The sequence below is a fragment of the Actinomadura soli genome (genome assembly GCF_005889715.1).
Taxonomy (GTDB): domain Bacteria; phylum Actinomycetota; class Actinomycetes; order Streptosporangiales; family Streptosporangiaceae; genus Spirillospora; species Spirillospora soli.
In genome coordinates, this window is sequence record NZ_VCKW01000029.1 from 30,350 (window position 1) to 49,428 (window position 19,079).

Sequence of the window (19,079 nt, forward strand, 5' to 3'; positions counted from 1 at the left end):
GTCCGCCCTGCCCGAGGCCCGCGTTTGCCCTGCCCGGGGCCGCGTTTGCCCTATCCGGCCCCGGGTACCCGCCCTGCGAACCGGTGCTCGGCCAGGGGAGAAGCTCGATGGCGGGTCGGAAGGGCGGCGCGAAGGCCGAGAGACTCGGAAGGCTCGCGCGGGGCGTCAACGACCGGCTCGGCTCCACGGAGTTCATGCACCGCAACCTCCGCAAGGCGTTCCCGAAGCACTGGACCTTCCTGCTGGGCGAGATCGCGCTGTACTCGTTCATCGTCCTGCTGATCACCGGCGTGTACCTGACGCTGTTCTTCAAGCCGAGCGGCGCCACGGTCGTCTACGACGGCTCGTACGCGCCGCTGAACGGGCTCACGATGAGCGAGGCGTACGCGTCCACGCTGCACATCACGTTCGACGTGCGGGGCGGGCTGCTGATGCGGCAGATCCACCACTGGGGCGCGATCGTCTTCCTCGCGGCGATCAGCGTCCATCTGATGCGGATCTTCTTCACCGGCGCGTTCCGCAAGCCCCGCGAGGTCAACTGGCTGATCGGCGTGACGCTGTTCGCGCTGGCGCTGGCCGAGGGGTTCGCCGGCTACTCGCTCCCGGACGACCTGCTGTCCGGGACGGGCCTGCGGATCATGCAGGGCATCGTGCTGTCGATCCCGCTCGCCGGGACGTATCTGAGCCTGTGGTTCTTCGGCGGCGAGTTCCCGGCGAGCGAGACGTTCCTGCCGCGGCTGTTCACCCTCCACATCCTGCTCATCCCGGGGCTGCTGCTCGCGCTCATCACCGCGCACCTGATGATCCTCTGGCATCAGACGCACACGATCTGGCCGGGCCGGGGACGGCGGGAGCGGGCGGTGACCGGCGAGCCGACGTTCCCGAACTTCGCCGTGCAGAGCGCCGCGTACTTCCTCTACACGTTCGGCGTGCTGGCCGGGATGGCGGCGTTCGCACAGGTCAACCCGATCTGGCTGTACGGGCCGTACGAGCCGGACCAGGTCTCGGTCGGCTCGCAGCCCGACTGGTACGTCGGCTTCCTCGAAGGCGCCCTGCGCATCATGCCGCCGCTGTCGACGACCCTGTTCGGGCACACGGTCTCGTGGAACGTGCTGCTGCCCGCTGTCGTCCTGCCCGGGGTGTTCCTCACGCTCATCGCGATGTACCCGTTCGTGGAGCGCTGGGCGACGGGAGACGAACGCCTTCACCACCTCCTCGACCGGCCCCGCAACGCCGCGACGCGGACCGCGATCGGCGCGGCGGTCATCGCCTGGTACGGCAACCTGTGGGCGGCGGGCGGCAACGACGTCCTCGCGTACATGTTCGGCATCCCGCTGTTCTGGACGACGTGGTTCTTCCGCGTGGGCTTCTTCGCCGCGCCGCTCCTGGCGTTCACCGTCACCCGGCGCGTCTGCCTGAGCCTGCAGCGCCGCGACCTCCAGCAGCGCGTGGAGGGCGTGGAGAGCGGCCTGATCAGGCTGAGCCCCGACGGCGGCTTCCACGAGCGGCACGAGCGGCCGTCGGAGGAGCGGGAGGCCGTCCTGCGGGCCCGGCAGCCGGGCGAGCTCGTCGCGCCCTACCCGCACCACCTCATCCCGCTGCCGACCCCGGACCGCGCCCGCACGCAGGTGCGGACGCGCGCCAACCGCTTCTACCTCAACTACCAGAGCGAGTCGCACGGCGGCGGCCAGGGCGACCTGCGCCACGACGGGCAGCACCAGGACGGCGGCGAGTAGGTCTCAGGTGCCCTTGGGGGCGGGCAGGGCGGCCTCGGCCTCCTGGGGAGGCTCTTTCGGCGGGAAGCGCATGTCGAACGCGGGACGGATCGAGCGGATCCGCGGCATCGACGTGAAGTTGTGCCGCGGCGGCGGGCAGGACGTCGCCCATTCCAGCGAGCCGCCGGTGCCCCACGGGTCGTCCACGCCGACCTTCTCGCCCCGCCGCCAGGTGCGCAGCACGTTCCACAGGAACGCGAACGTCGACGCCCCGAGGACGAACGACCCGGCCGACGAGATGAGGTTCAGCGTGGCGAACCGGTCGGGGTAGTCGGCGTAGCGGCGCGGCATGCCCTCCGCGCCGAGCCAGTGCTGGACGAGGAACGTCGTGTGGAACCCCACGAACAGCGACCAGAAATGGATCTTGCCCCAGGTCTCGTCCAGCATCCGGCCGGTCATCTTCGGCCACCAGAAGTAGAACCCGCCGAACATGGCGAACACGACCGTGCCGAACAGGACGTAGTGCAGGTGCCCGATGACGAAGAACGAGTCGGTGAGGTGGAAGTCCAGCGCCGGGGACGCCAGGATCACGCCGGTCAGCCCGCCGAACAGGAACGTCGTCAGGAACCCCAGCGCGAACAGCATCGGCGCCTCGAAGGTCAGGTGCCCCTTCCACAGCGTCCCGACCCAGTTGAAGAACTTGATGCCGGTCGGGACGGCGATCATGAACGAGGTGATCGAGAAGAACGGCAGCAGGACCTGGCCGGTCGCGAACATGTGGTGCGCCCACACCGTCATGGACAGCCCGGTGATCGCGATGGTGGCGCCGACCATGCCGAGGTAGCCGAACAGCGGCTTGCGCGCGAACACCGGGATGATCTCGGTGATGATGCCGAAGAACGGCAGCGCCACGATGTAGACCTCGGGATGGCCGAAGAACCAGAACAGGTGCTGCCACAGCAGCCCGCCGCCGTGCGCGCCGTCGTAGATGTGCGCGCCGAGCCTGCGGTCGGCCTCCAGCGCGAACAGCGCCGCGGCCAGCACCGGGAACGCGATGATCACCATCAGGCCGGTCAGCAGCGTGTTCCAGCAGAAGATCGGCATCCGGAACATCACCATGCCGGGGGCGCGCATCCCGATGATCGTGGTGATCAGGTTGACCGCGGTCAGCGTCGTGCCCACCCCGGAGATGATCAGCCCCATGATCCACAGGTCGCCGCCCCGGCCGGGCGAGAACGTCTCGGACGTCAGCGGCGCGTAGGCGAACCAGCCGAAGGCCGCCGCGCCGCCCGGCATCAGGAACCCGGCGAGGACGATCAGCGAGCCGAACAGGAACAGGTAGTAGGTGAGCGCGTTCAGCCGCGGGAACGCGACGTCCGGCGCGCCGATCTGCAGCGGGACGACCACGTTCGCGAACCCGAGGAACAGCGGCGTCGCGAACAGCAGCATCATGATCGTGCCGTGGATGGTGAACAGCTCGTTGTACTGCTGGTTGGCCATCACCTGCCGGCCGGGCTCCATCAGCTCGGCCCGCATCAGCATCGCCATCAGCCCGGCGATCAGGAACATCGCGAACGAGGTCGTCAGGTACAGGTAGCCGACCATCTTGTGGTCGGTCGTCGCCAGGACGTGGCTGATCCTCGTGCCCTTGCGGTGCCGCGCGAGCGCGTCGGCGACGCTGGTGTCGTCGCTGCCCCGCACGGCCGTCATCCGGCCCTGCCCTGCTGGGGGGCGCCTCCCAGTCCCCTGGGCCGGAGGAGGCACGGTGATCCTCGCTCCGCTCCGGTCATCGTGCCTCCTCCGCGTCCAGGTCCACCGGCGACATGCCCCGCAGCCCCGTTTCAAACGCCGCCGCGGCCACCGGGTCGTCCGGCCGAATCCGGGCGTCGACCAGCGGAACCCGGCATCGTCGCGCCGTCATCGGGCACGACGGCACCATGGAGGAGATCTCGCTGCGGAGCCCAGCATTCGCCGACAACGGTCCGATCCCGCCGGAGTACTCGCACGAATCGGGCGACCTCTCCCCCGAGCTGCGCTGGTCGGGCGTCCCGGCCGCGTGCCTGGAGCTCGTCCTGACGTGCGTGGACCCGGACGCGCCCGGCGGCACGTTCGTCCACTGGATGCTCGGCGGCATCCCGCCCGAGCGCGGCGGGCTCGCGGCGGGCGAGGAGCGTCCGCGCATCGCCCGCGGCCGCAACGACTACGGCGACAACGGCTACGGCGGGCCGCACCCGCCGCCCGGCGACCCGCCCCACCGCTACGTCTTCACCCTGTACGCGCTGCGCGGGCCGTCCGGCCTGACCTCCGGGTTCTCGGCGGACGACCTGCGCGCGTCCCTGAAGGACGACGTCCTCGCCTCCGCGACCCTCATGGGCACCTACGCCCGCTGACGACGTTTTGCACCGGACCGCCGGGTAGGGCCGCTCACAGGCGGGGACCCAGGCTCTTGGAGGACACGATGAAGGCTGTCACCTGGCACGGCAAGCGCGACGTCCGCGTCGAGGAGGTGCCCGACCCGGAGCTCAAGGAGCCCGACGACGCGATCATCAGGGTGACCTCGTCCGGGATCTGCGGGTCGGATCTGCACCTGTACGAGGTGCTCGGGCCGTTCCTGAGCGCGGGCGACATCCTCGGCCACGAGCCGATGGGGATCGTCGAGGAGACCGGTCCCGAGGTCACCCATGTCAAGCCCGGCGACCGCGTGGTCATCCCGTTCAACATCTCGTGCGGCCGCTGCCACATGTGCGGCATGCGGCTGTACGCCCAGTGCGAGACGACCCAGGTCCGCGAGGAGGGCATGGGCGCCGCGCTGTTCGGCTACACCAAGCTGTACGGGCAGGTGCCCGGCGGTCAGGCCGAGTACCTCCGCGTCCCGCAGGCCCACTTCGGGCCGATCAAGGTCCCGGAGGGCCCGCCGGACGAGCGGTTCGTGTACCTGTCCGACGTGCTGCCGACCGCCTGGCAGGCCGTCGAGTGGGCCGACGTCCCGGACGGCGGGACGGTCGCGGTGCTCGGTCTCGGGCCGATCGGGCAGATGGCGTCGCGGATCGCCCGCCATCGCGGCCACCGGGTGATCGCGATCGACTTCGTCCCGGAACGGCTGGAGATGGCGCGGCGGCACGGCGTCGAGGTGATCGACGCCGACGACGCGGACGACGTCCCGGACGCGGTCCGGCAGATCACCGGCGGCCGCGGCACCGACTCGGTGATCGAGGCGGTCGGGATGGAGGCGCACGGCTCGCCCGGCGCCAAGTTCGCGCAGACGCTCGCCGGGCTGCTGCCGGGCGGCTCCGCCGCGCCGCTGATGGCGCGGGTCGGCGTCGACCGGCTGGCGGCGCTGACGGCCGCGATCGAGATCGTCCGGCGCGGCGGGACGATCTCCGTCATCGGCGTCTACGGCGGCATGACCGACCCGCTGCCGATGATGCGGATGTTCGACAAGGGCATCGGGCTCCGCATGGGCCAGGCGCACGTCAAGCGGTGGATCGGCGACCTGCTGCCGCTGGTCTCGGGCGACTCCGACCCGCTCGGCGTGATGGACCTCGCGACGCACCGCTGGCCGCTGGACAAGGCGCCGCTGGCCTACGAGATCTTCCAGAAGAAGCAGGACGGGGCGATCAAGGTGCTGCTGCAGCCCGCCGCCTGACCCGCGCCACCGGCCCGAGCCGCGCCACCGGTGATGATCGCGAACCGGGCCCGCTGCCTCTAGGCTTGCCCGCGACTCCCCGGGCGAGCATGGAGGTGGGCCCGATGCACCCGTTCCGCGCGGCCATCGAGAAGGGCGACCTCGCCGCCCTCCCGGCACTGCTGGCCGAGGACGTCACGTTCCTCAGCCCGGTCGCGTACGCGCCCTACCAGGGACGGGCGGCGGTCTCGGCGATCCTGCGCGCGGTGACGCGGGTGCTCACCGACTTCCGCTACGTCCGGGAGATCGGCGGCGGCCGCGACCACGCGCTGATCTTCAAGGCGCGGGTCGGCGACCGCGAGCTCCACGGCTGCGACTTCCTGCACCACGACGACGACGGGCTGATCGACGAGTTCTGCGTCATGGTCCGGCCCCTGTCGGGCGCCCTCGCGCTGTCGGACGCGATGGCGGTCGAGTTCGAGGCCGTCAAGCGCGAGCTGGGCCTGGCCTGACGGCCCTCTGGCCTCCTCCCCCCGCCGCCGGGCGTCAGGCGGCCACGGGCGACGTGGCGCACGGGCGAACCGCGCCCGTGGTTCGGCGGCCGGGACGAGCCGCACGCCGAACTCTTTCCGGGTCCTTGCCGGCGATCTTCTGGGGCTCGTCCCATGCGATCGAGTGGGTGGCGAGCCGCGGCTTCCAGTGGAACTTCACGAACGCCGGACCGCCCTCGGTGTTGACGAGCCGGAACATGTGGACGCTGAATCCCCGCGTCATCGCGAAACTGCGCGGAAGCGCCCGCTCCGACAACAGCCACATCACCATGTGCATGGTCTCGTGCTGCAGTTGGACGAAGTCCCAGAGGGTGCCGTGCGCGGACGACGCCTGCGGGATCTCGTTCAGCGGCTCGGGCTTCCCGCGTACGAAGTCGGGGAACTTTGGGCCGGTCCTGGATGAAGAAAACGGGCATGTTGTTCCCGGCGAGGTCGAAGTCGCCCTGCCGCGTGGAGAACTTCGTCGCGAAGCCGCGGACGTCCCGGACGGTGCCGGCCGAACCGCGCGATCCCGCGACCGTCGAGAGCCGCACGAAAACCGGCGTCGTGAGCGACGTGTCGCACAGGAATTCAGCGGTCGTGTAGGCGGCGGGCGACTCGTGCCGCCGGAAATGGCCGTGGGCGCCCGCGCCGCGCGCGTGCACGGCCCGTTCCGGGATCCGCTCGTGGTCGAAATGGGTGATTTTCTCACGGACGTGGAAGTCGTCCATCAGGACGGGCCGCGTTCGCCCGCCGACAGCGAGTTGTCGGTGCCGTCGGCCCTCATTCCCTGATCCGTGGTGAGACTCGCGTCTTCCGGGCTCACCCGGCGGCGTTCCGGCCGCTCCCGCTTCCGGTCCTCCCGGTCGGCGGGTTGGCCATGTTTCGGCTCCTTCATGACGGAATTGGCCCACGGGAGATGTCCGCTACCCCCCGATCAACCGGACATGCACCCTTTGACCCGAACTTGGACGGGGCGCGCCGTCGCGACACGCGCGTCCGGCCTTCCTGCCGTTCCACCTCGTCCGGCGCGTCCCGGCGCCATGGCCGGCGCCGTGATCCGCTACGGTCGGGGGCGCCGCACGGGCGAGGGGAAGGAACACTGAGTACACATGGCCGAGAAGGTCATTCGGGTGGACGACATCGACGGCTCCGAAGGAGCCGATGTCGCAAAGCGGGACTTCGAAGTCCTGGGCCGGACGTTCACGATCGACTTGAGCGACGACAACTTCAAGCGGCTGAACGAGATGCTGGAGGTGCTCGCGCCCTTCATCGAGAACGCCGCCGAGGTGAAGCCCGCCGGGAAGGGCCGCAAGTCCCGCACCGCGAAGATCAAGGGCTACACGAACGGCGATGTCCGCGCGTGGGCATTGCGAAGTAACATCGAAGTCTCTGAACGTGGCAAGATATCGGATGAGGTCTATGCTGCATTCATCGACGCACATCCGGACGCGAGGCCGGACGCATAGCAAGAGGGAGTCCCCGCATGGCACAGAAGGTCGAAGTCCTTCTCGTGGATGACATCGACGGCGGCGAGGCTGACGAGACCGTCAGCTTTTCCATCGATGGCACCGCATACGAGATCGACCTGAGCAAGAAGAACGCCAGCAAGCTGCGCAACGGCCTGGAGCCGTTCGTGGCCGGCGCCCGCAAGGCGCGCAAGCCCGCCGGTCGCGGCGGCCGCGCGGCGCGGACCGCGGGCAGCCGCGAACGCTCCGCCGAGATTCGCGAGTGGGCGAAGAGCCGCGGCATCAAGGTCAATGAGCGGGGGCGTATCCCCGCCAATGTGATCGAGCAGTACGAGGCCGCGCACTAGCACGGCGGCCGCGTCGCCGGCGGTGTTCCGGCGCGCACGAGGGGCCGGGGCGGTGGGATATCCCATCACCCCGGCCCTTGCGTGCGCGGTGGGCAAACCCGTGCCCACGCAACGGGCAAATCATCTTTTATGGTCCGCATTCGCCGGAATAGTGCGGGAGAACACAATAGGCGACCGCGCCCCTTACTCGGCGGGGAGCCTCAGCTCGTGCCCGGCGCGCAGGGCGCTCGTGACCCGCTCCCGGAGCGCCCGTTCCGCGCGGTGCGCGTCCTCGGCCATGCCGCGGATCTCCGCGCCCGCCATCTCGTCCCCGACGGTGCTCGCGAGCAGGTCCCGGTAGCGGGCGTTCTGCTCGGGCAGCTCCCGCAGCACCCGCGACTCGTGGTAGGCGTCGTCGGCCTCGCCCGCCCGCCGCGCGTACGCCTCAAGCGCCTCGATGCGCCGGGTGACCGAGCGGACCGACAACGCCAGGGCGCGGTCCTGCGGTTCGAGCATGGCCCGGACCCGCGGGGAGAGCCGCTCGGGCTGCTGGGCGCGCCGCTCCCGGCGCAGCCGCGTGTGCTCGGCGAGCGCGCCCGCGATCGCCCATTCCTGCCGCGGCAGGACGACCGCGTTGTTGACGTCGTCCAGCAGCCCGGCGCCGTGCGCCTGCGACCCGAGGACGGCGTCGATGGCCCGCTGGGCACGGACGAGGAGCCGGGCGGCGGGCCGGTCGAAGTCGCCCGGCAGCAGATACGAGCCGTGGTGCTCGCGGGCGGCGCGGGCCGCGGCCGGCTCGCGGACGTGCCGCAGCGCGCCGGCGACCCACCCGGTGAAGCTCGCCGCCGCGAGGACGGCCGCGGCATCGGTCTGGCCGAGCAGCAGCAGGAGGACCTGCAGGGCCGGGGTGAGCATCATCGCGGCGATGGGGAGCCGCCCCCAGCGCATCGCGCCGCCGACGAGCTCGTCCCCGTCGAGCGAGGCGAGGAAGAACACCCGGAGCCAGCCCCCGGGCAGGACGCCGTAGAAGAACGCGAACACCGGGATCCAGACCAGCCGGGCCGCGACGGTCGTGGCGCGGAGCCGGGGGCGCGGCGGGCGCGGCGCGCAGGCCGCGACCAGCAGCTCGGGGGCGGCGGCGAGGACGGCGCGGTCGTCGCCGGAGATCTCGGGGTCGAACACCGGACGGGGGCGGCTTTCCTCTTTCATCGGCACTCCCCACCGCGTCAGGGAAACCTGTGTGTCGAGCGAAGCGAACCGGCGGGTGCGGGGGCTCTCCCCCACGCGTGACGGGTGCCGGAGGCTGTTTCCGACCCTTTCACGCGGGGTCGGCTCTCTCCAGATTGTCACGAGATCCGGACATCGGTCCTTGACGCGGGCGTCAGACCGTGCTTGCCCGGTCAGTCCTGCAGCCGGGCCCAGACGTCGCGGTCACGGTCGGCGGTCCAGATGCGGGGGCGTTCGACGCCCTCCAGCTCGTCCCAGAGGCGGGCGACGTCGAACGGAAGGCAGTGCTCGAAGATCGGCCAGCGGCCGTAGGCGGGCGCGAGCGCCTCGTGGACGGCGCCGAACGCGTCCTTGAGCGTCCCGCCGCGCACTCGGACCTTGCCCGTCTCGCGGATCATCGTGTCCAGGAAGTCGCGGGTCTGCCCGATGGCGGCGTCGGCGGCGTCCCGGCCGTGCGCGACGGTGCCGCGCCCGCCGACGAGTGTCTCGGCGCCAAACGAGGCGACGTGGTCGAGCGTGCTCGACGCCCAGTCGCGGTGGAACGCGTCGCCGGTGTAGAGCGCGGCCTGCGTCTCGACGAGGTCGCCCGCGAACAGGATCCGGTGCCGGGGCAGCCACGCCACGAGGTCGCCCTCGGTGTGGCCGCGCCCGCAGTACGCCAGGTCGAGGTCGCCGCGGTCGCCGCCGAGGTCGATGGTGAGCGTGCGGGAGAACGTCACGTTCGGCCAGGTGAGGCCGGGGATGCCGTCCGGGTCCTTGAACAGCCGGGGCATCCGGCCGTACTCCGACTCCCAGTCCTCCTTGCCGCGCTCGGCGATCAGCGCCCGGGTCAGGTCGTGCGCGATGATCACCGGCGCGCCGAACGCGCTGGCGCCGAGGGTCCGGACGGCGTGGTAGTGCGACAGCACCAGGTAGCGGATCGGCTTGTCGGTGTGCGTACGCAGGACGGCGAGCCAGTCGCGGGCCGCGGCCGGGGTCGCGAGGGCCTCGAAGCAGACGAGGAAGTCCTCGCCCTCGACGGCCCCGACGTTCGGGTCGCCCTCGGCGGTGAGCGCGTACACGCCGTCGGCCAGGACCTCCAGCGTCTGCGTCTTGTCGCCCAGATCTGCGGACGACGCGAACGGTCTGGGCATGTGCGCCCCCTCGAACTCGTGGCCGCGGCCTCTGCTCGTCCCCCATGCTTCCCACGGGTTCATTCCACACAGGGCGGTTGATAACCGTGCAAACGACCGGTGGGGAGAAGCCCGCCGGGCGGGTAAGGGGATCTTGCACGACCCGCGCGACGGAGGGAGAACCGGGTGTACGCCGCGCTCGGGCTGCTGGCCGTCCTCGTGCTGACGGCCGCGACCGGCTACTTCGTGGCGCAGGAGTTCGCGTTCGTCACCGCGGACCGGGCGCTGCTCGACCAGCGGGCCGCGGACGGCGACCGGGCGTCCGCGCGGGCGGTGCGGGTCATGGGACGGCTATCGTTCATGCTGTCCGGCGCGCAGCTCGGCATCACCGTCACCGCGCTCGTGGTCGGGTTCATCGCCAAGCCCGCGCTGGCCGACCTGATCGACCCGGCGCTGCGGGCGGGCGGGGTGCCGGACGCGGCGTCCGGCGGGGTCGCGGTGGCGCTGGGGTTCGGCCTCGCCACCGTGATCCAGATGATCCTGGGCGAGCTGTTCCCGAAGAACCTGGCGCTGGTCAGGGCGGAGCCGCTGGCGCGGGCGCTGGCCGCGTCCACGCTCGTCTACCTGACGGTGGCGGGCCCGCTGATCAGGCTGTTCGACACGGCCGCGAACCGGCTCGTCCGGGCGGCCGGGATCGAGCCGGTGGAGGAGCTGCACCATGGCGCGACGCTGCAGGAGCTCGGGCACATCATCGGCGAGTCCGGCGAGAAGCTGCAGGCGGGGCACGCCGACCTGCTGGAGCGGGCGCTCGTGTTCTCCGAGCGCGACGCCGAGGAGGTCATGGTCCCCCGCGTGGACGTGGTGACCGTCCCGGCCACCGCGCGCGCCGCCGAGCTGAGCGACGTGATCTCCGCGACCGGGCACTCCCGCTATCCCGTCGTGGGCGAGAGCGTCGACGACCTCGTCGGCGTCGTCGGCCTGGAGGAGCTGATCCTGCTCGGCCCGGACGAGGCGGAGCGCACCGCCGTCCGCGACATCGCCAGGTCGCCGCTGCTGCTGCCGTCCTCGCTGCCGCTGCCGGACGTGCTGACCCGGCTGCGCGCCGCCGGTGCCCCGATGGCCTGCGTGATGGACGAGTACGGCGGCTTCGCCGGCCTGGTGACCTGGGAGGACGTCGCCGAGGAGCTGGTCGGGGAGATCGCCGACGAGAACGAGCCCGGCGAGGACCTCGCGATCCGGACCGGCGAGTGGTGGACGACCGACGCCGGCCTGCGGATGGACGAGGTCGCCCACGAGACCGGCATCGCGCTGCCCGAGGGCGACTACGAGACCGTCGCGGGCCTGCTGCTGAAGCGGCTCGGACGGGTCGCGCGCCCCGGCGACGTCGTCACCGTCCACCTGCCGCCGACCCGGCTGGACGAACCCGCCCGGACCGCGTTCGTCGAGGTGCTGACCGTCCACCGGCACGTGCCTGAGCTGATCCGCGTCCGCGCCGTGGTCGACGCCGGGGAGACCGGCGGGGGGGAGGTCCGGTGAACCTCGCGCTGGGCGCGCCCGTCACCCTCGCGCTGCTGATCGGCAACGGCTTTTTCGTCGCCGCCGAGTTCGCGCTGGTGGCGGCGCGGCGGCCCCGGCTGGAGCGGGCCGCCGCGCGGGGCGGCCGGGCCGCGGCGGCCGCGGTCGCCGGGATCGACGAGCTGTCGCTGACGCTGGCCGGGGCGCAGCTCGGCATCACGATGTGCTCGCTCGGCCTCGGCCTGGTCTCCGAGCCGGTGTTCGCCAAGACGCTCACGCCGCCGATCCACGCCGCGGGCCTGCCGGACGGGGCCGCGCACGCGGTCGCGTTCGTCCTGGCCCTGGCGCTCGTCACGTTCCTGCACATGGTCGTCGGGGAGATGGCGCCGAAGTCGTGGGCGATCACCGCCCCGGAGCGCTCCGCGATGATTCTGGGGCTGCCGTTCCGCGCGTTCGCGACCGTCGTCCGGCCGCTGCTGGCCGCGCTGAACAGCACGACGAACCTGCTGCTGCGCATGATCCGCATCGAGCCGGCCGACGCGCGGGAGGTGTCCCGGACGCCGGAGCAGCTGCGCAGCATCGCGCAGGACTCGCGGCGCCTCGGGCTGATCGAGGAGAGCGAGCTGTCCCTGCTCACCGCCGCGCTGGACGCGCCGCGCACCCCGCTGGCCGGGCTCGTCGTGCCCGTCTCCCGCATCGTGTCGGTGCCGGCCGCGGCGACGCCGCAGGAGGTCATCGACACCGCCGCCCGCACCGGCCATCTCCGGATCATGCTGCGGGACGCGGGGAGCGAGCCGCTGATGGTGCACGTCCGCGACGCCTACCTGGCCCGCGCGCGGGGCAGCGGGACCCCGGCCCGGGAGATGGCGCATCCGGTGCCCACGGTGCCGATCGGCACGCCGGTCGGCGAGGCGGTCGCCCTCCTGAAGGGCCGCCACAGCCATCTCGGCCTCGCCGTGGCGCCCGACGGCCGCGTGACCGGGCTGATCAACCTCGACGACCTCCTGACGACGCTCCTCGCCGTCCGCTGATCCCGGCGAAAGTGTCAATGTGGGTTGACATCATCACGAGCGTCAACCTACATTGACACCATGAGCGACGGAGTGAAACTCGCCCAGGAGGCGAGCAGCCGGGATCCCGCGGTCGGGCTGCGGGCCGTGCGGGCGCTGCGCGAGCTGGCCGAGCGGCTGGAGGCCCTGCAGGTCGCCAGCGCCCGCGACCAGGGCTATTCCTGGCAGGACATCGCGGTCTGCCTCGGCGTGAGCCGGCAGGCCGTCCACAAGAAGCACGGCGGCAAGCGCCGCATTCTCAGGAAGGAGGACTAGCGCGATGTTCGAGCGTTTCACCGATGCCGCCCGAAGGGTCGTCGTCGACGCCCAGGCGGAGGCGCGGGACCTGCGGCACCACCACATCGGCACCGAGCACCTCCTGCTCTCCCTGCTGAACGGCGGCGGCGAGATCGCGCGGGCGGCGGGCGAGCACGGGCTGGACGCGCCCGGCGTCCGGGCCCGGATCGCCGCCATGAGCGAGGACCCGCTCGACCCCCAGGCGCTGAGCATGCTCGGCATCGACCTGGACGCCGTCCGGGAGGCGACCGAGCGGACCTTCGGGCCGGGCGCCCTGGACGTCCCCGCCCGCGAAGGCCGGGGCCCCAGAGGGCACATCCCCTTCACCCCGAAGGCCAAGAAGGCCCTGGAGCTGAGCCTGCGGCACGCGGTCCGGCTCAAGCAGAAGCAGATCCGCCAGGGCCACATCCTGCTCGCCCTCCTGCACGACGACGAGTTCCTGTCGGTGCGGCTCGCCACCGAGGCGGGGGTGGATCTTCCGGCGCTGCGCGCCCATGTCGAGCGGCTCACCGCGTCCCTGGCGGCCTGATCGGCAGCAGGTGTGATTATTTAGAGACATGTCGGACCTGCTGGAAGCGCTGCGCGGCACCGTCCCCGCCGACCGGATCGTCACCGACCCGGACGTGATCTCCTCCTACACGCACGACGAGGCGGCCTGGGCGCCCTACGGGACGCCCGCCGCCCTCGTCCGCGCCGGATCGACCGGCGACGTGCGCGACGTCGTGGCGGCCTGCGCCGAGCGCGGCGTCCCGCTCGTGCCGCGCGGCGCGGGCACCGGCGTGTCCGGCGGCGCGAACGCCCTCGACGGGTGCGTGCTGCTGTCCCTGGAGGCGATGGACGCCATCGTCGAGATCAACGCCGAGGAGCGGCTCGCCGTCGTCCAGCCGGGCGTGGTGAACGACGCGCTGCGGCAGGCGTGCGCCGAGCGCGGCCTCTGGTACCCGCCCGACCCGTCCAGCGCGCCGTGGTCGACGATCGGCGGGAACGTCGCCACCAACGCCGGCGGCCTGTGCTGCGTCAAGTACGGCGTGACCCGCGACTACGTCCTGGCCGTGGAGGCGGTCGTCGGACGCGGCGAGGTCGTCCGGCTCGGCCGCCGCACCGCCAAGGGCGTCGCCGGATACGACCTGTGCGGGCTCATGGTCGGCTCCGAGGGGACGCTCGGCGTGATCACCGAGGTGACCGTCCGGCTGCGCGGCGCCCGGGCCCCCGAGCGCACCGTCGTCGGGTACTTCGACACCCTGCAGGCGGCGGGCGAGGCGGTCGGCGCGATCACCGCGGCCGGGATCGTCCCGAGCGCGCTGGAGCTGGTCGACCGGCACGTGCTGGAGGCCGTCGACGCGTGGCGGAACATGGGCCTGTCGGCGGACGCGAACGTCCTGCTCCTCGGCCGCACCGACGTGCCGGGCGAGGCCGGGGACGCGGAGGCCGCCGCGATGGTCCGGCTGTTCGAGGAGGCGGGCGCGACGTGGAGCGCCCGCTCGTCCGACGAGGCGGAGGCCGAGGCGCTCTTCTCCGCCCGCAAGCTCAGCCACCAGGCGCTCGAACGCCTCGGCACCCTCCTGACGGAGGACGTGTGCGTCCCGCGCGGCCTCCTCCCGGAGATGCTCACCCGCGTCGAGGCGACCGCCGCGCGCAACGACGTCCACATCGCGAACGTCGCGCACGCGGGCGACGGGAACCTGCACCCGCTCATCGTCACCCCGCCCGGCGACGACGGAGCCCGCGTCCGCGCCCAGCGCGCGTTCGACGAGATCATCGCCGACGCCATCGCGCTGGGCGGCACCGTCTCCGGCGAGCACGGCATCGGGCTGCTCAAGCGCCGCGGCCTGCGCGACGAGGTGTCCCCGGCCGTCATCGCCCTGCACCACGCGGTCAAGGACGCGCTCGACCCGGCGGGCATCTTCAACCCCGGAAAGGTCATCGGCACCCCCTGACACCCTGAGGGCCAGGTGGCGGCGTCCGGGGAGCCGGCCCGGGGGTCAGCGTCCGGCGAGCAGTTCCACGACGGACGCGAACTCCTCCATGTACTCCGCCGGGACCGACACGTACGACACGCCCAGCTCGTCGCGCCGCCGGGTGAGCGTGTCGGCCATGGCCCGCGGCGTCCCCGACAGCTTCGCGATCGCGTCCGCCGCCGCCATCTCGGCCGGGTCCACGCCCATCTGGCGGGCCAGCGCCTCCGGCACCTCGTCGCCGACGACATGGACCTGCGCGCACAGTTCCAGGTCGTCGAACCGCTCCCCCGCCGCCTCCCGGACGATCGCGACCAGCTCCGCGAGCTGCGCGTCGCCGGTCAGCGGCGGAACGCCGAAGGCGACGGTGTCCGCCCGCCGCGCGGCGAGCCGCAGCATCCGCGGCCGGGACCCGGCGACGAGCACGCGGGGCGGCCGGCCGCTCCCCGCGTACAGCCCCTCCGGCGGGCGGGCGACCCGTGCGGCACGCCGAGGATCTCGGCGTCCCGCTCCCCGCCGGGGCGTCCGGCGCCGATCCCGAGTTCGAACCGGTCGCCGGTGGCGAACGCCAGCGACGCCGCCTCCCAGGCGATCGCGTTCGGCGGCCGGGTCGCGGCGGACAGCACGAACGTGCCGACCCGCAGCGTCGTCGTCGCGCCCGCCGCCGCGGCGAGCATCACCGCGGGCACGGCCGTGAAGGACGTGTCGGGCATCAGCAGCGTCGAGTACCCGAGCTGCTCCACCCGCCGCGCCTGCGCCGCCCAGCCCGCGCCGTCCGGCGCCGACCATCCCATCACCGCGAACCGGAACTGCCTGGCCGCCATCCCACGCCTCCCGTGCCGTCGCTACGTCGGGCACCATTCGAGTGAGGGCTCACTCATTTGTCAAGGAGACCGTGAAACGGCGCAGGCTGAGCGCCGGGTTCTTCTCCCGGACGGCCGCGACCCGCTCCGCCGACACCTCCGCGGACGCGACACCGGTCCCCTCCCCGAGCCCGGCCGTGACCACGCCCATCGGATCCACGATCATGCTGTTCCCGGCGCCGGTCGGGGCGCACTGCCCGGCGGCGGCCACGTAGATGGTGTTCTCGATCGCGCGGGCCCGGACGAGCGTCCGCCAGTGGTCCTCCTTCAGCGGGCCGGGCACCCAGTCGGCGGGCAGCGCGAGCACGTCGGCGCCCGCGTCCACGATCCGCCGCGTCACCTCGGGGAACCGGACGTCGTAGCAGGTCTGCATGCCGAACGTCACGCCCTCGACGGCGAACGTCTCCGGGTCCCCGATCTCGCCGGGCCGGACCAGCGCCGACTCCTTGTAGCCGAACGCGTCGTACAGGTGCATCTTGCGGTATTCGGCCACGACGTCGCCGCCGGGACTGACCGCGAGGAGCGTGTTGGAGATCCGGGCCGGCTCGTCCAGGCGCTCGTTCATGCCCGCGACGACGTGCACGCCGAGCCGTCCGGCCAGCTCGGCGAGACCGGTGGCGAACGGGCCGTCGAGCGGCTCGGCCGAGTCGAGGAACCGCTCGTCCAGTTTCGGCGCCGTGAACATGGCGAACTCGGGGAACACGACGACGTCCGCGCCGCGGCCGGCCGCCTCGTCCGCCAGCTTGCGGATCGCCGCCAGGTTCTCGTCCTTGTCGACGCCGGGCGCGAACTGCGCCACCGCGACGTGCACCATGCTCATCCCCTCCTGCGTTGCTTGGGTTTCCGTGTCACATCCGGTCGACGCCGGTCACGCGGACGACGGCCTCGCCCTCCTGGTCGGAGCCCGCCAGGTCCACGTCGGCGCTGATGCCCCAGTCGTGGTGGCCCTCGGGGTCGTCGAACACCTGCCGGACGCGCCACAGCGCGTCCTCGGGGACCTCCTCGATCTGCAGCAGCTTCGGGCCCCGCGCGTCGGCGCCGGTGAACAGCTCGTCATGCTCGGCGAAGTAGCCGTCCATCGCGTCCCGCCAGGCGGCGGCGCCGAAGTCCGGGTCGAGCTCGCCCAGCTCCGCGTACCGCTCCAGCGCGGCCAGCTCCACCCGGCGGAACAGCGCGTTGCGGACCAGCACCCGGAACGCCCGCGTGTTCGCGGTCACCTTGGTGACGCGCTCCTCGATCGGCTCGTCCAGGTCGTCGGCGGCGGGGTTCGCGAGCTGCTCCCACTCGTCCAGCAGGCTGGAGTCGACCTGCCGCACCAGCTCCCCCAGCCACTCGATCAGGTCGATCAGGTCATCGGTCTTGATCGACTCCGGGACGGTCTGCTGCAGCGCCTTGTACGCCCCCGACAGGTACCGCAGGACGAGCCCCTCGCCCCGCGCCAGCTCGTAGAACCCGATGTACTCGGTGAACGTCATCGCCCGCTCGTACATGTCGCGGACCACCGCCTTGGGCCGCAGCGGATGGTCGCCGACCCACGGATGCCCGGCCCGGTAGATCTCGTACGCGGCGTCGAGCTCGTCCTCCAGCGGTTTCGGATGGTCGACGTCCTGGAGCAGCTCCATCCGCTCCTCGTACTCGATGCCCTCCGCCTTCATCTCCTGGACGGCCTCGCCCTTCGCCTTGTTGACCTGCGCCGCGAGGATCTGCCGCGGGTCCTCCAGGGTCGCCTCGATGACCGACAGGACGTCCAGCGCGTACGACGGCGAGGACGGGTCCAGAATCTCGAACGCGGCCAGCGCGAACGTCGACAGCGCCTGGTTGAGCGCGAAGTCCTCCTGCAGGTCGACGGTGATCCGCGCGTACCGTCCCATGTCGTCGGGCTCTGGCAGCACCTCGACGACACCCCCGGCGAGCAGCGACCGGTAGATCGCGATGGCCCGCGAGATGTGCCGCCGGCGCGCCGCGGGCTCCTCGTGGTTGTCGGTCAGCAGCCGCTTCATCGCCTGGAACGCGTTGCCCGGACGCGCGATCACCGACAGCAGCATCGCGTGGCTGACCTGGAACCGGGACCGGAGCATCTCCGGCTCGGCCTCCTGCAGCTTCTTGAAGACGTCCTCGTCCCACCCGACGAACCCCTCGGGCGGCTTCTTGCGCTGCACCTTCCGCCGCTTCTTCGGGTCGTCACCGGCCTTGGCGAGTGCCTTCTCGTTCTCCACCACGTGCTCTGGCGCCTGCGCGACGACGAACCCGACCGTGTCGAACCCGGCGCGCCCGGCCCTCCCCGCGATCTGGTGGAACTCCCTCGCGCGCAGCCGCCGCACCCGGTGCCCGTCGTACTTGCTGAGCGCGGTGAACACCACGGTCCTGATCGGCACGTTGACGCCCACGCCGAGCGTGTCCGTCCCGCAGATGACCTTCAGCAGCCCGGCCTGCGCGAGGCGCTCCACCAGCCGCCGGTACTTGGGCAGCATCCCCGCGTGATGCACCCCGATCCCGTGCCGGACGAACCGCGACAGGTTCCGCCCGAACTTCGTCGTGAACCGGAAGTTCCCGATCAGCTCCGCGATCCGCGCCTTCTCCGCCTTCGTGCACACGTTGACGCTCATCAGCGACTGCGCCCGCTCGATCGCCGCCGCCTGCGTGAAATGCACCAGATACACCGGCGCCTTCTGCTCGGCCAGCAACTCCTCGATCGTCTCGTGCAGCGGCGTCACCCGGTAGTCGTAGATCAGCGGGACGGGCCGGTCCGCCGACGTCACCAGGGCGGTCGGGCGCCCCGTCCGCCGGGTCAGGTCCTTCTGGAAGAACGCGACGTCGCCGAGCGTCGCCGACATCAGCAGGAACTGTGCCTGCGGCAGCTCCAGCAGCGGGATCTGCCACGCCCATCCGCGCTCGGGCTCGGCGTAGAAGTGGAACTCGTCCATGACCACGACACCGATGTCCGCCTGGGCGCCGTCTCGCAGCGCGATGTTGGCCAGGACCTCCGCCGTGCAACAGACAATGGGCGCGTCCGCGTTCACGCTGGCGTCGCCGGTCATCATGCCGACGTTGTCGCGCCCGAACATCTCGCCCAGGTCGAAGAACTTCTCCGACACCAGCGCCTTGATAGGCGCGGTGTAGAACCCGACCTGGTCTTTGCCGAGCCCCGCGAACAGCGCCCCGGCCGCCACCAGGCTCTTCCCCGACCCGGTCGGGGTCGAAAGGATCACGTTCGCGCCCGACACGACCTCGATGAGCGCCTCCTCCTGCGCGGGATACAGCGTGATCCCGCGCCCCGACACCCACCGTTCGAACGCCTCGAACAGCGAATCGGCGTCGGTGTCGTTTCCAGAGGGCAGCTCATCGATAAGGCTCACCCCTCCATCCTGCCGCGTCCCGCGCCCTGCCCGCGTCACC

16 protein-coding genes and 3 pseudogenes are annotated in these 19,079 nt (G+C 71.9%); 12 read left to right on the forward strand and 7 right to left on the reverse strand.

Annotated features, from left to right (window positions below; genetic code table 11):
- Nucleotides 1–107 precede the first annotated feature (107 nt).
- The gene (gene qcrB, locus ETD83_RS08210; RefSeq protein ID WP_138644462.1) at nt 108–1,736 is read left to right on the forward strand and encodes a cytochrome bc1 complex cytochrome b subunit; all 1,629 of its coding nucleotides are present in this window, start codon (nt 108–110) and stop codon (nt 1,734–1,736) included.
- 3 nt (nt 1,737–1,739) lie between these two features.
- On the opposite strand, the gene ctaD is transcribed toward qcrB, so the two are convergent.
- A complete protein-coding gene (ctaD, locus tag ETD83_RS08215; RefSeq protein ID WP_138644463.1) occupies nt 1,740–3,425 on the reverse strand; it encodes an aa3-type cytochrome oxidase subunit I in 1,686 nt (561 codons plus the stop codon).
- Nucleotides 3,426–3,538: 113 nt separating this feature from the next.
- Here ctaD and ETD83_RS08220 point away from each other — a divergent pair, with 113 nt between their 5' ends.
- The 3 genes from ETD83_RS08220 (at nt 3,539) to ETD83_RS08230 (ending at nt 5,852) form a co-directional block, all read left to right on the forward strand.
- Complete coding sequence (locus tag ETD83_RS08220) at nt 3,539–4,105, forward strand: YbhB/YbcL family Raf kinase inhibitor-like protein (protein ID WP_230420764.1); 567 nt, start codon at nt 3,539–3,541, stop codon at nt 4,103–4,105.
- A 68-nt stretch (nt 4,106–4,173) separates the two neighbouring features.
- Nucleotides 4,174–5,361, forward strand: a complete 1,188-nt coding sequence (locus tag ETD83_RS08225) for a zinc-dependent alcohol dehydrogenase (protein ID WP_138644464.1) — start codon at nt 4,174–4,176, stop codon at nt 5,359–5,361.
- 104 nt (nt 5,362–5,465) lie between these two features.
- Nucleotides 5,466–5,852, forward strand: a complete 387-nt coding sequence (locus ETD83_RS08230; protein ID WP_138644465.1) for a nuclear transport factor 2 family protein — start codon at nt 5,466–5,468, stop codon at nt 5,850–5,852.
- Between the two features lie 103 nt (nt 5,853–5,955).
- Here ETD83_RS08230 and ETD83_RS08235 read toward each other — a convergent pair.
- Nucleotides 5,956–6,768 (reverse strand): annotated as a pseudogene (locus ETD83_RS08235) (catalase); the annotation flags it as partial.
- A gap of 214 nt (nt 6,769–6,982) precedes the next feature.
- Between ETD83_RS08235 and ETD83_RS08240 the strand changes: the two are divergent.
- Together ETD83_RS08240 and ETD83_RS08245 are read left to right on the forward strand one after the other, a co-directional pair.
- Nucleotides 6,983–7,339, forward strand: a complete 357-nt coding sequence (locus tag ETD83_RS08240) for a histone-like nucleoid-structuring protein Lsr2 (protein ID WP_138644466.1) — start codon at nt 6,983–6,985, stop codon at nt 7,337–7,339.
- A gap of 17 nt (nt 7,340–7,356) precedes the next feature.
- Nucleotides 7,357–7,686, forward strand: coding sequence for a histone-like nucleoid-structuring protein Lsr2 (locus tag ETD83_RS08245; RefSeq protein WP_132169897.1), 330 nt, complete (start codon nt 7,357–7,359; stop codon nt 7,684–7,686).
- 183 nt (nt 7,687–7,869) lie between these two features.
- Here ETD83_RS08245 and ETD83_RS08250 read toward each other — a convergent pair whose 3' ends face one another.
- Both ETD83_RS08250 and ETD83_RS08255 read right to left on the reverse strand, forming a co-directional pair.
- A complete protein-coding gene (locus ETD83_RS08250; RefSeq protein ID WP_138644467.1) occupies nt 7,870–8,874 on the reverse strand; it encodes a hypothetical protein in 1,005 nt (334 codons plus the stop codon).
- A 191-nt stretch (nt 8,875–9,065) separates the two neighbouring features.
- The gene (locus ETD83_RS08255; RefSeq protein WP_138644468.1) at nt 9,066–10,025 is read right to left on the reverse strand and encodes an MBL fold metallo-hydrolase; all 960 of its coding nucleotides are present in this window, start codon (nt 10,023–10,025) and stop codon (nt 9,066–9,068) included.
- A gap of 165 nt (nt 10,026–10,190) precedes the next feature.
- On the opposite strand from ETD83_RS08255, the gene ETD83_RS08260 reads away from it, so the two are divergent.
- The 6 genes and pseudogenes from ETD83_RS08260 to ETD83_RS08280 all read left to right on the forward strand — a co-directional run bounded on the left by ETD83_RS08260 (nt 10,191) and on the right by ETD83_RS08280 (nt 14,802).
- Nucleotides 10,191–11,540, forward strand: coding sequence for a hemolysin family protein (locus tag ETD83_RS08260; RefSeq protein WP_138644469.1), 1,350 nt, complete (start codon nt 10,191–10,193; stop codon nt 11,538–11,540).
- Entirely contained in the window at nt 11,537–12,550 is a 1,014-nt protein-coding gene (locus ETD83_RS08265) for a hemolysin family protein (RefSeq protein WP_138644470.1), read from the forward strand. The genes ETD83_RS08260 and ETD83_RS08265 overlap by 4 nt, the downstream gene beginning before the upstream one ends.
- 60 nt (nt 12,551–12,610) lie before the next feature.
- Nucleotides 12,611–12,844, forward strand: coding sequence for an RNA polymerase subunit sigma-70 (locus ETD83_RS08270; RefSeq protein ID WP_138644471.1), 234 nt, complete (start codon nt 12,611–12,613; stop codon nt 12,842–12,844).
- A 4-nt stretch (nt 12,845–12,848) separates the two neighbouring features.
- A pseudogene (locus ETD83_RS46275) lies at nt 12,849–12,980 on the forward strand (Clp protease N-terminal domain-containing protein); the annotation flags it as partial.
- Nucleotides 12,981–13,076: 96 nt separating this feature from the next.
- A complete protein-coding gene (locus ETD83_RS46280; protein ID WP_456236745.1) occupies nt 13,077–13,394 on the forward strand; it encodes a Clp protease N-terminal domain-containing protein in 318 nt (105 codons plus the stop codon).
- Between the two features lie 28 nt (nt 13,395–13,422).
- On the forward strand, nt 13,423–14,802 hold the full coding sequence (locus ETD83_RS08280) for an FAD-binding oxidoreductase (RefSeq protein WP_138644473.1): 1,380 nt from the start codon (nt 13,423–13,425) through the stop codon (nt 14,800–14,802).
- Between the two features lie 45 nt (nt 14,803–14,847).
- Here the strand turns inward: ETD83_RS08280 and ETD83_RS08285 are convergent.
- From ETD83_RS08285 to ETD83_RS08295, 3 genes and pseudogenes are all read right to left on the reverse strand, one after another.
- Nucleotides 14,848–15,644: pseudogene (locus ETD83_RS08285) on the reverse strand (LLM class flavin-dependent oxidoreductase).
- A 49-nt stretch (nt 15,645–15,693) separates the two neighbouring features.
- Complete coding sequence (locus tag ETD83_RS08290; protein ID WP_138644478.1) at nt 15,694–16,497, reverse strand: carbon-nitrogen hydrolase family protein; 804 nt, start codon at nt 16,495–16,497, stop codon at nt 15,694–15,696.
- Between the two features lie 34 nt (nt 16,498–16,531).
- On the reverse strand, nt 16,532–19,039 hold the full coding sequence (locus ETD83_RS08295; protein ID WP_138644474.1) for a DEAD/DEAH box helicase: 2,508 nt from the start codon (nt 19,037–19,039) through the stop codon (nt 16,532–16,534).
- Nucleotides 19,040–19,079: the final 40 nt, after the last annotated feature.

Bases quoted from the DNA above. Each gene is read 5' to 3' on its own strand.
- qcrB (WP_138644462.1), top strand. From the start codon at position 108: ATGGCGGGTCGGAAGGGCGGCGCGAAGGCCGAGAGACTCGGAAGGCTC.
- ctaD (WP_138644463.1), bottom strand. From the start codon at position 3,425: ATGACGGCCGTGCGGGGCAGCGACGACACCAGCGTCGCCGACGCGCTC.
- ETD83_RS08220 (WP_230420764.1), top strand. From the start codon at position 3,539: ATGCCCCGCAGCCCCGTTTCAAACGCCGCCGCGGCCACCGGGTCGTCC.
- ETD83_RS08225 (WP_138644464.1), top strand. From the start codon at position 4,174: ATGAAGGCTGTCACCTGGCACGGCAAGCGCGACGTCCGCGTCGAGGAG.
- ETD83_RS08230 (WP_138644465.1), top strand. From the start codon at position 5,466: ATGCACCCGTTCCGCGCGGCCATCGAGAAGGGCGACCTCGCCGCCCTC.
- ETD83_RS08240 (WP_138644466.1), top strand. From the start codon at position 6,983: ATGGCCGAGAAGGTCATTCGGGTGGACGACATCGACGGCTCCGAAGGA.
- ETD83_RS08245 (WP_132169897.1), top strand. From the start codon at position 7,357: ATGGCACAGAAGGTCGAAGTCCTTCTCGTGGATGACATCGACGGCGGC.
- ETD83_RS08250 (WP_138644467.1), bottom strand. From the start codon at position 8,874: ATGAAAGAGGAAAGCCGCCCCCGTCCGGTGTTCGACCCCGAGATCTCC.
- ETD83_RS08255 (WP_138644468.1), bottom strand. From the start codon at position 10,025: ATGCCCAGACCGTTCGCGTCGTCCGCAGATCTGGGCGACAAGACGCAG.
- ETD83_RS08270 (WP_138644471.1), top strand. From the start codon at position 12,611: ATGAGCGACGGAGTGAAACTCGCCCAGGAGGCGAGCAGCCGGGATCCC.
- ETD83_RS46280 (WP_456236745.1), top strand. From the start codon at position 13,077: ATGCTCGGCATCGACCTGGACGCCGTCCGGGAGGCGACCGAGCGGACC.
- ETD83_RS08280 (WP_138644473.1), top strand. From the start codon at position 13,423: ATGTCGGACCTGCTGGAAGCGCTGCGCGGCACCGTCCCCGCCGACCGG.
- ETD83_RS08290 (WP_138644478.1), bottom strand. From the start codon at position 16,497: ATGGTGCACGTCGCGGTGGCGCAGTTCGCGCCCGGCGTCGACAAGGAC.